Annotated in this window: 12 protein-coding genes; 8 read left to right on the plus strand and 4 right to left on the minus strand. The window is 40.9% G+C overall.

Annotated features, from left to right (window positions below; translation table 11 throughout):
* The first annotated feature begins 182 nt into the window (after positions 1–182).
* The 3 genes from CDZ78_RS23545 to CDZ78_RS03130 all read left to right on the plus strand — a co-directional run bounded on the left by CDZ78_RS23545 (position 183) and on the right by CDZ78_RS03130 (position 4257).
* On the plus strand, positions 183–314 hold the full coding sequence (locus tag CDZ78_RS23545; protein ID WP_263458936.1) for a hypothetical protein: 132 nt from the start codon (positions 183–185) through the stop codon (positions 312–314).
* A gap of 91 nt (positions 315–405) precedes the next feature.
* Positions 406–3030, plus strand: coding sequence for an MMPL family transporter (locus CDZ78_RS03125; RefSeq protein WP_087868664.1), 2625 nt, complete (start codon positions 406–408; stop codon positions 3028–3030).
* Between the two features lie 96 nt (positions 3031–3126).
* On the plus strand, positions 3127–4257 hold the full coding sequence (locus CDZ78_RS03130) for a glycosyltransferase (protein ID WP_087868665.1): 1131 nt from the start codon (positions 3127–3129) through the stop codon (positions 4255–4257).
* A gap of 70 nt (positions 4258–4327) precedes the next feature.
* Here the strand turns inward: CDZ78_RS03130 and sdmB are convergent, their stop codons facing one another.
* The 4 genes from sdmB to CDZ78_RS03150 form a co-directional block, all read right to left on the minus strand.
* Positions 4328–5317 carry a sterol demethylase protein SdmB gene (gene sdmB / locus CDZ78_RS03135; protein ID WP_087868666.1) on the minus strand — a complete coding sequence of 330 codons (990 nt, stop codon included), beginning with the start codon at positions 5315–5317 and terminating at the stop codon, positions 4328–4330.
* 241 nt (positions 5318–5558) lie between these two features.
* Positions 5559–6749, minus strand: a complete 1191-nt coding sequence (gene sdmA, locus CDZ78_RS03140; RefSeq protein ID WP_087868667.1) for a 4beta-methylsterol monooxygenase — start codon at positions 6747–6749, stop codon at positions 5559–5561.
* Between the two features lie 56 nt (positions 6750–6805).
* On the minus strand, positions 6806–7408 hold the full coding sequence (locus CDZ78_RS03145) for a hypothetical protein (RefSeq protein WP_087868668.1): 603 nt from the start codon (positions 7406–7408) through the stop codon (positions 6806–6808).
* Between the two features lie 9 nt (positions 7409–7417).
* The gene (locus CDZ78_RS03150) at positions 7418–9034 is read right to left on the minus strand and encodes a cytochrome P450 (RefSeq protein ID WP_087868669.1); all 1617 of its coding nucleotides are present in this window, start codon (positions 9032–9034) and stop codon (positions 7418–7420) included.
* Between the two features lie 243 nt (positions 9035–9277).
* On the opposite strand from CDZ78_RS03150, the gene CDZ78_RS21020 reads away from it, so the two are divergent.
* The 5 genes from CDZ78_RS21020 to sucD all read left to right on the plus strand — a co-directional run bounded on the left by CDZ78_RS21020 (position 9278) and on the right by sucD (position 13725).
* The gene (locus tag CDZ78_RS21020; protein WP_140413860.1) at positions 9278–9589 is read left to right on the plus strand and encodes a hypothetical protein; all 312 of its coding nucleotides are present in this window, start codon (positions 9278–9280) and stop codon (positions 9587–9589) included.
* Positions 9590–9654: 65 nt separating this feature from the next.
* On the plus strand, positions 9655–10089 hold the full coding sequence (locus CDZ78_RS03155; RefSeq protein WP_087868670.1) for an aspartyl/asparaginyl beta-hydroxylase domain-containing protein: 435 nt from the start codon (positions 9655–9657) through the stop codon (positions 10087–10089).
* Between the two features lie 533 nt (positions 10090–10622).
* A complete protein-coding gene (locus tag CDZ78_RS03160) occupies positions 10623–11573 on the plus strand; it encodes an HpcH/HpaI aldolase/citrate lyase family protein (protein WP_087868671.1) in 951 nt (316 codons plus the stop codon).
* 77 nt (positions 11574–11650) lie between these two features.
* Positions 11651–12838 carry a malate--CoA ligase subunit beta gene (locus CDZ78_RS03165; RefSeq protein WP_087868672.1) on the plus strand — a complete coding sequence of 396 codons (1188 nt, stop codon included), beginning with the start codon at positions 11651–11653 and terminating at the stop codon, positions 12836–12838.
* Positions 12838–13725, plus strand: a complete 888-nt coding sequence (gene sucD, locus CDZ78_RS03170; protein WP_087868673.1) for a succinate--CoA ligase subunit alpha — start codon at positions 12838–12840, stop codon at positions 13723–13725. The genes CDZ78_RS03165 and sucD overlap by 1 nt, the downstream gene beginning before the upstream one ends.
* Positions 13726–13853: the final 128 nt, after the last annotated feature.

Below are 13853 nucleotides of genomic sequence, written 5' to 3' on the forward strand. Positions count from 1 at the left end.
AAAAGATGTTCTGATAAATGTCGGGTAATACTTGGATTATCCACTCAGTCGCTTAAAATCAGGGAAACGGAGCAGGGTTTTGTGCGTAGTTGAGACGGACGCAGGGCGACCAGGGCATCTCCCATTCGCTGCGTAGGCGAATGAATGTTGGTGACAGGAGTCCCAGAATTTTGTGAGGTAGCATGGCGCGCCTGTCTATTTTTAAAGAGTTGGGGGCGCGGGCTGCTTGCCCGCGCGCCCAGGTAAAAAACAACAAAAGTGTCAACGGGGAAATGAAGGATGCCCAATATTTCCCAGAAAAATTTAATGATTAAGCCAGGTTGTTTTTAAGTGGCTGGGCAGCTAAATCATTTTAGCCGTATAATATTGCAAAATAATTGATAATGGCAACCTAGTAAAACTTATATGAGTAATCGTTCTGCATTATTATTGGATAAATTTCTTTGCTGGTGGAGTGCTCAGGTGCTTCGTTTTTCATGGCTGGTAATTCTACTATTTATCATTACTTGTGCCGCGAGTATAGACTACACAATTAATAATCTGGGTGTAAATACAGATACATCAACATTATTATCTCAAGACCTACCATTTCAGAAAAATCGAAGCCGTTGGGAACAGGCTTTTCCTCAAGATGCTGCGACTATTCAGCTGGTTGTTGAGTCTCCTACTGCAGAACAAACGGCTATCGCTGCAAAACTTTTGGCTAAACGGCTTAGTGAAAATAAACAGTTATTTGAATATGTTTATATTCCTGATGACAATGTGTTCTTAAAGCAACAAGGTCTATTATATCTTGAGCTTGAAAAGCTAAATGATTTATCAACTACGCTAGCAGATGCACAGCCTTTTATTGGTCATTTGTCACAAAACTACCATTTACAGGGTTTGCTGGATATATTGGGTAAGGCGCTGGAAAATACTGATGAAGCTTTACCAACGGACCTGGATCCGTTACTTGAGCAAATTGGTCAGTCACTTATTGCTGTACAGTCAAATCAGACGCGTTATTTATCCTGGCAAAAACTACTTGCTGTGAATGAGTCTAGTGATAGAAATACTTTGCGTAGCGTAGTTAGTGCCAGGCCCATCGCTGATTTTAATAGTATGAAACCGGTTGAACGCTCTATGGACTTTGCAAGAAGCGTAGTCAGAGATATTCAATTACAGGACCCGCAAGTTAGTATTCGTATTACTGGAAAAATAGCTTTAGAAGAGGATGAAATGCGAGTCCTTGCTGAAGATACCGTTTATTCAGGTTTGTTTGCACTTGCGCTAATACTAGTCGTGCTTTATCTAGGCTTGCGCTCAGTGAAGCTGGTGCTATGTACACTCATTGCATTGATTATGGGGCTTATCCTTACTGCTGGATTTGCTACCATTGCAGTAGGGCATCTTAATGTATTATCCGTTGCCTTTGCGATACTTTATATTGGGCTGGGGGTCGATTTTTCAATTCATATTTGTTTGGCCTTCCGAGAGTGTTGGGAGCATCATATGACCAGTGAAGAGGCAATAAAAAAGAGTGTAAAAATTCTTGGTTCTTCGCTGTTCCTCTGTGCACTGACGACTTCAATTGGTTTTTTCGCTTTTATTCCTACAGATTATGAAGGTGTCTCAGAGCTAGGGTTAATTTCAGGTGGTGGTATGTTTGTGGGTTTGATTGTGTCCTTAACTTTATTACCTGCGTTATTAAAAGTATTTTCCATAAAACAGCTCTCTCATACGCAAGTGACTAAGCTTCCTGACTGGTTATGCACTTTTCCAATAAAATATGCAAGAGGTATCCGCTATACCTCAATTCTGCTGGCTATTGTTGCTGCTTTTTCACTTAATTATATTTATCTGGATTCAAATCCCGTTAACCTCAGAGATCAGAGTAGCGAATCAGTTGTCGTATTCAAAGAATTATTAAAGTCAAAAGACAGGTCTCCATTTGTCCTGATCGGCTTAAGTGACTCACTGGAAAATGCAGAAACTTTAGCGACTAGAGTGAAGCAGTTGCCGGCAGTCAATAAAACAATTACTTTAAGTAGTTTTGTTGCTAAAGACCAGGAAGATAAGCTGGAAATAATTGAATATCTAGGCTTTATTCTTGGTACTGATCTTGGCAGCTTTGATCGACCGCTGGAGCAGGCTGATTCCCGGCAAGGGCTAATTGACCTACGTACTAAAATTGCTTTAGCATTAGCCAATCCAGCGGGAAACACATCACCAGAGCTGTTAGATAAATTAAATCAAGATATCAGTAGCTTTATTGGTTTTGCCGATGCTTCAGAGCAGCCTGGTTCCATTTATCAACAATTAGATACAAGTATACTTGGGTTATTTCCACATACTATGCAGCAACTGAATACCAGTATGCAGGCATATTTCTTTGGGTTAAAGGATATTTCAGCCTATATTAGGCAAAACTGGGTGAGTACTTCAGGAATCTATAAAGTGATTATTGATCCGAGGAATGACCTTAATATAGCAGCGAACCTAGCTGAATTTGCGACAGAGGTACAGAGTATTGATGACTCAGTTACAGGTCTTCCTGTTTCTGATCTGGCTGCAGGAAAGGTAATGACTAAAGCATTTATTCAAGCGTTTTCAACCGCGTTTATTGTTATTTTTCTGGTCTTACTTATTATCCTGAGAAGTTTTCGTAATACTTTACTGGTCATCTGGCCATTATTACTGGCTGGATTGCTCACGGTAGCGACTAATGTACTATTCAATAACCCGTTTAATTTTGCTAATATTATTGCTTTACCTTTATTAATGGGTATGGGAGTTGATAGTGGGATTCATGTTATGCATCGCCTTTATGCGGGTGTTAAAGAGGGTGAACATCTATTGCAGACTAGTACGGCGAGAGGCGTATTTTTTAGTTCATTGACTACATTGCTTAGTTTTACCAGTCTTGCATTTACCAATCATCAGGGCATTGCCAGTATGGGTTTGCTATTGGCAATTGGGATTTCATTTACTTTAATTTGTACTTTGATCGTCTTGCCGGCATTTAGTCATAAGCGAGTACCACTTTAGCGGTTTAGGAATGCGGATTTAATAATATCCCAAAGCACTTTAATTTTAGGTTTTATTAACCCCTTTTTTCTTGTATCCATATTTGGAGGTAGCATTTTGAAAATTGTTTTTGTTGCTGATAATGTGGATGGAGAAAAATCGGGAGGCGTTGTGTCTACCCGACGTTTTATTGATTTTTTTAAAAAAACAGATGAATTAACAGTTATTAGTAGCGGTAAAGCAGAAGAGAATAAGATAGTTTTTCCTGCTTTTTATGTACCATTCGCTAAAAAGCAAATGCAGGAAATGGACTTTTTGTTTGCCTGGCCAAATAAAAAAGTATTGCATGAGGCAATAAAGGATGCAGATTTAGTACATATTCAATTTCCCTTTTTTTTAGGTTATCAAGCTTTAAAAATAGCTCGTAAACTGAATAAACCAGTGGTTTTTGGCTTTCATGTACAGCCCGAAAATCTTATGTGGAATATAGGCCTGGATTATGAGTGGTTGAATGCCTTTCTGTATCGTTTTTTTAATCGTACGTTTTACAATAAAGCCGATCTGGTGATGTCTCCGAGTGCCTTTGGCAAGAAAATGCTAGAGAAATTCTCTATTCAGGTTCCGGTGGAAATAATATCTAATGGTTTACCTAAGCAGTTTAGGCCAAAGCAATGTGTTAAGGAGCCTGAGTTTGCAGATAAGTTTATGATTCTGATGGTCGGGCGACTGGCCAAAGAAAAACGTCATGACCTAGTGATGCAGGCCATAAAACAATCAAAATATAAAGATAAAATTCAGCTGGTTGTAACAGGGCAGGGCGCATTACGAGCAGAGCTGATTGATCTTGGGAATACTTTACCTAATCCTGCATTTTTTGAGTATGTTAGTCAGGAAAAGTTAATTTCTCTATTTAATACAGCTGATTTGTTTATTCACGCTTCTGAAATTGAATTAGAGGGTATGGCTGTTCTGGAAGCAATAGGCTGTGGCTTACCAGCATTGATTAGTGATGCAGAGCACAGCGCTTCGGCGCAGTTTGCGTTGAATGATGACTTTTTATTCAGCGCAGGAAATTTGCAAAGTCTAACGACTAAGATGGATTACTGGATTGAGCATGAGGCAGAGCTAAAAGCGTCCAGAGCAGGATATCTGGAAAAGGCGCAGTCCTATGCTTTTGAAGCAAGTGCTCAATATGCCCGCTCGCTTTATCAGGGGCTTGTTGGCAATGAAGAAAAAGCCTATCGTTGATTCAAGTAATCATATTAAAAGCGATAGCCACCGTCCTTAGAACGTGGCTTTTCACTTGATGCGTAAAGTTTTACTTTATATATCCGTGTTCTTTAAACCACAGTACGGAATCACGATAAGCTTCTTTAACCGGTGTCGGTTTAAGACCTAGTTCATTGATTGCACGGGTATGCGCTCCATATTTACCGCAATTTAATAGCCGAATCGAATGATAGTTAAAGCGTGGGTAGACGTGTGGAAAAAACTTGCGTTCAATCCAGTCTTTAACGATTGCTATGTTTTGCATCAGGAAGGTTGGTATTACTAGTTTAGGCTTGCTTACCCCGGTGAACTCTTCGAGCCAGTCCAGAGTCTCATCTATACTATGTTGCTCACCTGTCAGTAGGTAGCGTTCACCTACCACGCCTTTTTCCATGGCTAATAGATGGCCTTGTACGACATCTTGCACAGGCGTAAAGTCAAAGCCGCCTTTCACTGAGCCACGCATTTTTCCCTGCGCAAATTCGATTATTGTTTTACCCAATAATGAGGGCTTGAAGTCCCAGGGGCCAACAATACCACTTGGATTGACGATAACCGCTTGTAGGCCACGGACGACTTCTTTATACACTTCTAATTCGGCAAAGGTCTTGGATATTTCGTAGTCCGTAGTCATTTCATAAGGGCTAACTGCCCATTTTTCATTGGATGCGCCATCAGGGTTGTTTCCTACCGCACCAAATGAACTGCAATGCACTACTTTTTTAATATTGGCTAGTCGGCAGGCCTGCATTAAGTAACGCGTGCCTAGCACGTTAACATCATAAAGCTCTTTACGGTCGCCATCACGTATACTAACGAATGCAGCAAGGTGATAAACATAATCACAACCGTTTACTGCTTTAATTATAGATTGTTCATCACGTAAGTCGCCGTAAGCATGCTCTACATCTAAATCATCGAGGGCAGTATTATTGCTACCCTTACGTATTAGGGCTCGGACTTTTTCCCCTCTTGCTAATAGTGCGCGAACTAGATTTGCGCCTAAGTGCCCAGTGGCACCAGTTACCAGTGTAGTCATAAATAACTTATCCTATAGTTCCCACGCTCTGCGTGGGAATTTATATGAGAACGTTACTGCCATTAAGTTAAGGATTATTGTATTAAATAATAAAATGTTACAACGTAGGCTGGGTTAGATTTTTTTGCGAAGCAATAAAAACGTAACCCGGCATCTTAGGAAGCATTATAAAATGCTGGATAATCTAACCCAGCCTTAACTTAACAGTAGTGATGCAGAGCGTGAGAACGAGAAAATATGCTTATAAACCAGCTTCTTCTTTTTCTTCAAGCATTGTATTGTAATCACGCAGCTCTTTTTTAGTGAGTCCAGCCCCGGTAAATACGTAGCGCTCTTTATCATCTTTTTGCTTCTTTTTGCGCAGTGCTTCTGTATGAACGTATTCTTCCCATTTCTCAATGCTCATTTTCTGGAATTCGCCCACGATTGGGTTAAACTCTAAATGCTGAATATCAGGGTGACGCTCTTGCCCTAGCATTTCTTCATTAATAATATAGGTATCTTCACCTAATAGAGGAATAATATAAAATTTGTTAGCTAAAGCAATAACCGTTTTGCGTAAAAATTTAGGCACGGGTTTATTGATAAAAGGAATCTCTAATGGGCCTAGTAAAAAGACGAAAAAACAACGCGTGTGATTTTCATCAATAGGGGTCATAAATAACCAATGTAAATATTTATCCGCTGTGTTGGAGCCTTGGTAAGGATATTGGTACCACAAAGTCATATTTTCTAAGCCGGCTCCTTTCTTTTCACCGGCAGTTTTTACCGCACTACTCTGGCTCATATCTGTTTCGTAATCAATCCAGATGGTATCACCTTCACGGCGCGTACCTAATAAGTGTGGGTCAGTAAATGGTTTAAATTTACGGTGTAGAAATGCATGGTTAAAGTCGCAGACGTTTTCCAGCATCATGCTGTAATGTCCATCTAGTTTTACATCAATAGGGATGAATCCCCATGGCTCTTCCTGATCTAGCTGTGGTATTGCTGGGGTTTTAACCGTTTCTGACAGGGCAGGGTCTCCGGGAAATACCCAGATTAAACCGTATTTTTCCTGTACCGGGTAAGAATTAACCTTGATATTAGGCAGGCTATCTTTGGCTTTGCCCTTGCCTAATTCGTGTGAAATTCCTGTACATTTTCCGCAGCCATCAAAAGTCCAGCCATGGTATTGACAGGTGATTTCATCACCCTGGACGATGCCTGATGTTAAACGCAATTGACGATGCGGACAGCGGTTTTCAATGGCACGAACCTCACCATCTTCGCCTCGATAGAGGGCAATAGGGCTTTTCCAGAAAATAACCTCTAGCGATTTACCTTTTTTAAGGTTTTTGCTTTCTTCCATGGCATACCAATAGTTACCGCTTTGGCCCATGGTGCGGACTAATTCGCGGCGGCTTTTAGGCTTTTTTTCTTCAGTATTCATAATGCTCCCAAAATATTGACATAATTTTTTTAAGGTATTGTAGCAGGAATGTATTTCTATTTATTAAAAATAGCAATACGTACCATTACCAAAAAACCTTTTAGCTTGTGTAATAAGCTGGCTTCTGGGCGCAATTTTTCGTGTCCTAGTAAAGGGTGGCCTTTTGCTAGTTTACCTATTTTTTCCTTTACTGCTGGATCCAGTTTGCCTGCGGCAGCTAGTTCAAAGAATAAAGCTTTGGTGTTACCTAAATCAAAGAAGTCTCGTTGCCATTCCCATTTGTAATCACCGCCATAACGAAACCAGGAGCCGCCGACACCTTCAACAGTATAGTTTGATCCATCTTCGCGTTTAGCTGGTGATACCTGTGTCCAGAGTCCGATGACTTCACCTTGTTTTTCATCAATCAGAATGCGGTGGTAAGGATATTTCCACTCTTCAAAGCCTTCCATTTGTTCGCCCAGTGCCCACTTTTCTATTTCTTCTCGATTGTGCGCAACAAACTCTTCATTTGGGCCTATATTCCAGCGATATTCAGCATTATCAGTATACATGGCGCCTAGATGCTTAGGCCAGTCACCATCTTTTTCCGCCTGACGATTTGCTTCTAGCCAGCGTTCCACCATCTCTTCAAGTTCTGCTCTTGGGTATGCAGCCATATTGATTCCTTAATCCTGTTTGATTTTTATTGCACCGGTTGGGCAGTATTGCGCTGCTGCTTGTGCTTTTTTAAGTAAAGTGTTGTCTGGTGTTTCTTGTAATACCGTCAACATGCCTTTGTCATCAACCTGAAAAATTTCAGCTGCTTCGGCCATGCAGTTAGCATGTCCCTGGCATAAGTCATAATCAACGTCGACTTTAAAGCAATTTTGCTTGCTTACGGTTTCCTCTGCAGCCTTTTTGCTTTCAACTTCTGTTTGCTGAATATTGTCACGTTTACTGTAACGTACCATACAAGGTGAGCCAGGTTGTACCACCATTTCCGTGTAATCGTCCTGATAGCTTTCCGGTGGGTCTACTAGTTCAAATTTATAGCGACGTAAAAGAATCGCATAAATTGCTTTTAGCTGTAACATGGCAAAGGCATTACCACTACACTTATGACGACCACCGCCAAAAGCAACCCAGCTAAAGGGCGTTGCATCTTCCTGGCGTTCTTTGGTAAAGCGGTCAGGGTCAAATTTTTCTGGGTCAGGGAATATTTCAGGAATACGGTGTGAAACTCGGGGAGATACGCAGACGTATTTACCCGCTTTAATAACATAGTCCTTAAAGTGCAGATCTTTAGCCACTTTACGAATTAGCATTATTAGCGGCGGATGTATGCGTAATACCTCTTTAATCACACGTTCAAAGAAAGGGATTTCACGTAAAGACTGGAAGGTGACTTCGCCATCATGGCCATATAAAGTATCAAACTCTTCCAGCACTCTGTCCATTTCCTTGGGGTTGCGCGCTAGTTCTAATGTGATCCAGGCGGCTGTTCCGGCTGTGGTATGATGCCCGGCAAATAAAGTTCCAATCAGTAATCCAGTGATTTCATGAGGTGAAAGAGGGCTGCCATCTTCATAGCGAGTATCAATCAACATCTGGAAAGCATCGTCGCTTTTTTCTGTTTTCTGGGCGCGTTTTTCAATAATTTCAGTGACCAGTTCCTGTAAGCGAATGCGTGCTTTATCACGGCGGCGTAAAATCGGTATGGGCAGATAGGGAAAAATAAACGCAATCGGGTGCATACCTTTTTCCAGATCATGGTATAGCCGGGAGAATTCCTCATTTAGCTCATAACGGAATTCATTACCTAATAAACAGTGACTGGAGGTATAGATAGTCAATTGTTTCATAAACTCGAGCAAATCAACTTCGCCAGATTCCCCCCAGTCTTTAACGGCTTCTTCAACTTCCTGAACAATGATTTTTGAGTAAGTACGCATCGGCTTGTCACGCAATACTGGCATCAGCATTTTTAGTTGCTGATCTTTGATATGCGGTGGTGCATCAAAAACAACCCCTTTACCAAAAATGGGGGTCATAACCTTATAGGCTTCATTCTGGTCCAGCTGATCATCAGGCGCGCGAAAAAAAGCCTCATTACCTTCTGGACCAGTAAGTAGAATCATTTGCTGGTGAAATAAACGAAACTCACCAATTTCACCGAGCTTGCTTCTTAGCAGGCTCATATACTCGTATGGATTTTTACCAAATTTAAGCATATTTCCTATCAGAGGTAGGGCGCCTGGCATTTTTTCAGGTTCTTTGCTAGTCGAGGTTTGCTGTGCAGTCATAAAAAGGTCCGCGTGTTAGAATTTTTGAAATAAGAGGATTGCTACTAATAAATGTTCTGACTCAGGGTCTTAGATAAATTATATCTTATAAATCTTGTTGATTTTACGCTGTGCTTGCATAATGTACAAACTATCTTGTGCCGAAAGGTAATGAGAATAATGCGTATTGCCGATAATACACATATAATAATTATGGTATTTTTTTGACTATGTTTTACTGGTTTAATTAATTAGGGGGAATCGATGGATAACAAAGAGTTTGAAGAGAAGAGAAGGAAGAAGTTTTTAGTTCAATCTGTAATCTGGTATGTGTTTTTAATTTCCCTGAGCTATTTTTTACCTACAGTAATGCTGTTCTATGTGCTCTGTGGCGTTTACGATGTCAGTCGCAATTGCAATATAGATGGGCAGTTGCTGTATCGATATTTTTTTGGCAATGGCGTGCCAACCTGGGCCTTATCACCCTTTAATATATTGATGGACATAGTTACCTTGCCTTATATCAATTACAGGATTTACCATCTGAATGCCAGGCAGAGATTAAAGAAATATTAGCCGTTGTTGAGGCTGAAAAAGTAGTCGATGAAATATCCAGTCGTGCTGAGAAAATCAGGCGCAGCATGATTTTCTTTAAGTGGTACGGAAAGAATATCGAAAATTTCTATACCGTTCCTGCCTTTCATAAAGATTATAAATATATTAGAACTATAGGGGTCTCTGTTTTTAATAAAAAAGAATCAACAGATGAGCATTTTGGCCCCTTACGCACAACCTTAAGAGTTCTTTATAATATTAATGATATTAGCAGTCAGGATACTTATATAAAGGTACGTAATGTAGAAAATCACTGGTGTGAAAGCAAAATGTTTATCTTTGATGATACTCTGCAGCACCAGTCCTTTAACGAGACTGATGAGCCGCGCTATTGTCTGTTTGTGGATATAGTCAGGCCCAGTTTGTGTCACCCTGTAATGGATTTGTTTGTGAAATTTGTGGCAATTATTATGCAAAAGATGAATCATATTTTTTATAGTAGCTGGGTGCCGTTAAAATAGGGTTCTTTAAGTCTTTCGTGTGCCGGTATGGTAGGTTGCAATGATAGTGATGGTGTCTTAGTTATCTGCGACAAACTGTCGCGCGGCAATATGCCACATTTTTAGTTTTCTATTAGTTGGGTAGAATAGCTGGAACTCTTAAATAAACATTCTTACCTCCCTTAATGAATTGTTGAGTTCTTTATGCGTTTAGCTACCAAACTAGCTAAGCGCATTTTTTTTGCCAACGATTTATTGCTAAATTTTGAACAGGGTATTCATTGACATTATAGTGCTACGCGGTAAAATTATGAGTTAATTTCGATTTAGGCTAGGAAGGCTAGTCTTGTATTTAGGTGATTGTCGGAAAAGAATATACCAGATTGCGCAGGATTTTTGTTCATCTTCAAGGCGCGACTACAGCCGCATAGTTGCGCTATGTAACTGTAGTCGCAACACCGAAGAAGGGCAAAAAGACAAGTAAGCTAGTATATTCTTTGACAGAAATCACCTTATTACACCATATTATTTTACATAAAGTAGGAAGCTATTAAATGAGTCATACATTATATGAAGCAAACGCGCAGCGTGTGCATCGTTGTGAATTAGCCGTTCCGGGATCAAATCCAGAGATGTTTGAGAAAGCATTGAAAAGTGGGGTGGATGTTATTTTTCTTGATCTTGAAGATGCGGTTGCGCCTGATGACAAGTTGCAAGCACGTAAGAATGTTATTAAAGCCATCAACGAACTGGATTGGGCGGGGCATGGTATTACTGTTTCTATACGCATTAATGGCTTAGATACACAATATATGGTGCGTGATGTTGTTGATTTAGTTGAGCAATGTGGCGATAGAATTGACACAATACTTATTCCTAAAGTGGGTGTCTATAGCGACGTCTATATGGTTGAATCTATGCTTAACCAGTTAGAAATGCAGCAAGGCTTAACTAAAAAAATAGGCATTGAGTGTTTAATCGAAACGGCACTTGGCATGGCAAATGTTGAAGATATTGCTAAACAGGGAGCTATAGGTGGTCGCTTAGAGGCCTTGCATTTTGGTGTGGCCGATTATGCTGCAAGCAATCGTGCGAGAACAACAAATATTGGTGGGTTGAATCCTGATTACCCGGGAGATCAGTGGCATTTCGCGATTAGTCGTATGACAGTTGCGTGTCGTGCCTACGGGTTACGTGCCATTGATGGACCTTTTGGTGATTTTAAAGATCCAGAAGGCTTTAAAGATGCAGCCAGAAGAGCTGCAGCTCTAGGTTGTGAAGGGAAATGGGCAATTCATCCATCACAGATTGTTTTGGCGAATGAAGTATTTACTCCGCCTGCAGCAGAGGTAGAAAAAGCCAAACGTATTTTAGTTGCTTTAAAAGAGGCTGCGGCACAAGGTAAGGGTGCCGCTGCATTGGATGGGCGTTTAATCGATGCTGCTTCTGAGAAGATGGCAAATAATGTGGTCAATACGGCTGCAGCAATTGCTGCTAAAGCATAAAAGAAAATAGTGATAGAGATAAAGGTCGCTTATGCGGCCTTTTTTCGTTAAATGTTAGTTATTTATAAGAGGATGCTATGGATATTCATGAGTATCAAGCTAAAGAAATATTAGCTGGTTACGGTGTTAAAATTGCAGAAGGGGGGCTAGCGTATAGCCCTGAAGATGCAGTGCAACGTACCAGAGAAATTGGTGGTAATGTCTGGGCTGTAAAAGCGCAAATTCATTCAGGTGCCCGAGGTAAAGCGGGCGGGGTAAAGATATGCTTTTCTCATGAGGAAGTTGAGGCAGCTGCTGATGATATGCTGGGTAAACGATTGGTTACCCATCAAACAGGCCCAGCCGGAAAAGTATGCTCACGCTTATATATTGAAGCAGGAACTGATATTGCTAAAGAGTTGTATTTTAGTTTTCTGGTAGATCGTGAGCATGAGCGTATTGTCATGGTGGGTTCTGCTCAAGGTGGCATGGAAATTGAAGATTTAGCTGAGAATAACCCTGATGCAATTAAAAAAATACATATTGATCCTGCTGTAGGGCTGTTAGATTTTCAGGCGCGTAAAATGGCCTTTGCCTTAGGTCTTGAGGCATCACAAATTAGTCATGCAGTTAAGTTTATTTCTGGTTGCTATCGTGCCATGCGAGAGCTGGATGGGAATATGCTGGAAGTTAATCCTTTGGTAGTGACTAAAAGTGGTGAATTGATTGCTCTGGATGCAAAAATGGGTTTTGACGATAATGCACTGTTTCGTCGTCATAAGGTATCTGAATTACGTGATAAAACTCAGGAAGACCCGCGTGAAATGGCTGCGGCTGATCGAGGCTTAAGCTATGTTGGTCTGGATGGCGATATCGGCTGTATGATTAATGGTGCTGGTCTGGCTATGGCAACTATGGATATGATTAAGCTGGCTGGTGGTGAGCCGGCAAACTTTTTAGATGTTGGTGGTGGCGCATCTCCTGAGCGTACAGAAAAAGCCTTCCGCCTGGTTTTGGCTGATGAAGGCGTTAAAGCTATGCTAGTTAATATCTTTGCCGGCATTAACCGCTGTGACTGGATTGCAGAAGGTGTTGTTCATGCGGTGCAAAAAATTGATATGAAAATTCCTTTAATTGTGCGTTTGTCAGGTACTAATGTAGAAGAAGGCCGTAAAATTATTGCGGATAGTGGCTTACCAATAATAACCGCAACAACTTTGGCAGAAGCGGCTGAGAAAGCTGTGCAGGCACGTAATGAACAAGTAGCAAAAGAAGGAGCTGCATAATGGCGATTTTAATTAATAAAGAAACGCGCATGATTGTGCAGGGATTTACCGGTAAAATCGGTAGTTTCCATGCTCAGGATATGATTAATTATGGATCTAATGTTGTTGGTGGTATAACGCCAGGAAAAGGTGGACAAACACATCTGGGTCGCCCGGTTTTTAATACGGTTAAAGAGTCGGTTGAGCAAGCTGGAGCAGAAGCGAGTATTATTTTTGTGCCCCCGGCTTTTGCGGCAGATTCAATTATGGAAGCGGCTGATGCAGGCATTAAATATTGTGTAGCGATTACTGATGGTATTCCTACGCAAGATATGATGAAAGTAAAGCAATACTTACGCAAATTCCCTAAACATGAGCGTATGGTGTTGACTGGACCTAATTGTGCAGGAACGATTAGCCCCGGAAAATCTATGCTAGGTATTATGCCAGGTCATATTTATCAAGTAGGCGAGATAGGTATCGTTGGTCGTTCGGGTACTTTAGGGTATGAAGCTGCTGATCAACTGAAAGAGCTCGGTATCGGGATTTCAACTTCTGTAGGTATTGGTGGTGATCCCATTAATGGTAGTTCGCATCAGGATATTCTGGAGAAATTTGAAGAGGATGATGAGACCAGAGTTGTGTTGATGATTGGTGAAATTGGTGGCTCTCAGGAAGTTGATGCAGGTGTGTTTGCAAAAGAAAAAATGAGTAAGCCTGTTGTTGCCTATATAGCTGGGTTAACAGCACCTAAAGGACGTCGCATGGGGCATGCAGGGGCGATTATTTCTTCAGCAGGAGAGAGTGCGGCTGAAAAAGTAGAAATGTTACAGGATTTGGGGGTGACGATTGCGCCGAATCCATCGTCAATGGGTGAAACGGTTGCAAAAGTTTTAGCAAAATTATAAAAAGAAGTTCGTTTTTTTAGAATTGTTGTTAAAAAGCCGTACCTTGTGTAAGCAGGGTGCGGCTTTTTTATTGGTGTTTTGTGAGTAAGCTGATAGGTAAAGTGTTTAGTTAAATTTTCGCTAGCTTG

It is taken from the genome of Bathymodiolus platifrons methanotrophic gill symbiont, assembly GCF_002189065.1.
GTDB lineage: Bacteria > Pseudomonadota > Gammaproteobacteria > Methylococcales > Methylomonadaceae > Methyloprofundus.

What these genes read in the sequence shown, in the direction of transcription:
- CDZ78_RS03125 (WP_087868664.1), top strand. Translation starts at nt 406, where the DNA reads ATGAGTAATCGTTCTGCATTATTATTGGATAAATTTCTTTGCTGGTGG.
- CDZ78_RS03150 (WP_087868669.1), bottom strand. Translation starts at nt 9,034, where the DNA reads ATGACTGCACAGCAAACCTCGACTAGCAAAGAACCTGAAAAAATGCCA.
- sdmA (WP_087868667.1), bottom strand. Translation starts at nt 6,749, where the DNA reads ATGAATACTGAAGAAAAAAAGCCTAAAAGCCGCCGCGAATTAGTCCGC.
- sucD (WP_087868673.1), top strand. Translation starts at nt 12,838, where the DNA reads ATGGCGATTTTAATTAATAAAGAAACGCGCATGATTGTGCAGGGATTT.
- CDZ78_RS03165 (WP_087868672.1), top strand. Translation starts at nt 11,651, where the DNA reads ATGGATATTCATGAGTATCAAGCTAAAGAAATATTAGCTGGTTACGGT.
- CDZ78_RS21020 (WP_140413860.1), top strand. Translation starts at nt 9,278, where the DNA reads ATGGATAACAAAGAGTTTGAAGAGAAGAGAAGGAAGAAGTTTTTAGTT.
- CDZ78_RS03145 (WP_087868668.1), bottom strand. Translation starts at nt 7,408, where the DNA reads ATGGCTGCATACCCAAGAGCAGAACTTGAAGAGATGGTGGAACGCTGG.
- CDZ78_RS03160 (WP_087868671.1), top strand. Translation starts at nt 10,623, where the DNA reads ATGAGTCATACATTATATGAAGCAAACGCGCAGCGTGTGCATCGTTGT.
- CDZ78_RS03155 (WP_087868670.1), top strand. Translation starts at nt 9,655, where the DNA reads ATGATTTTCTTTAAGTGGTACGGAAAGAATATCGAAAATTTCTATACC.
- CDZ78_RS23545 (WP_263458936.1), top strand. Translation starts at nt 183, where the DNA reads ATGGCGCGCCTGTCTATTTTTAAAGAGTTGGGGGCGCGGGCTGCTTGC.
- sdmB (WP_087868666.1), bottom strand. Translation starts at nt 5,317, where the DNA reads ATGACTACACTGGTAACTGGTGCCACTGGGCACTTAGGCGCAAATCTA.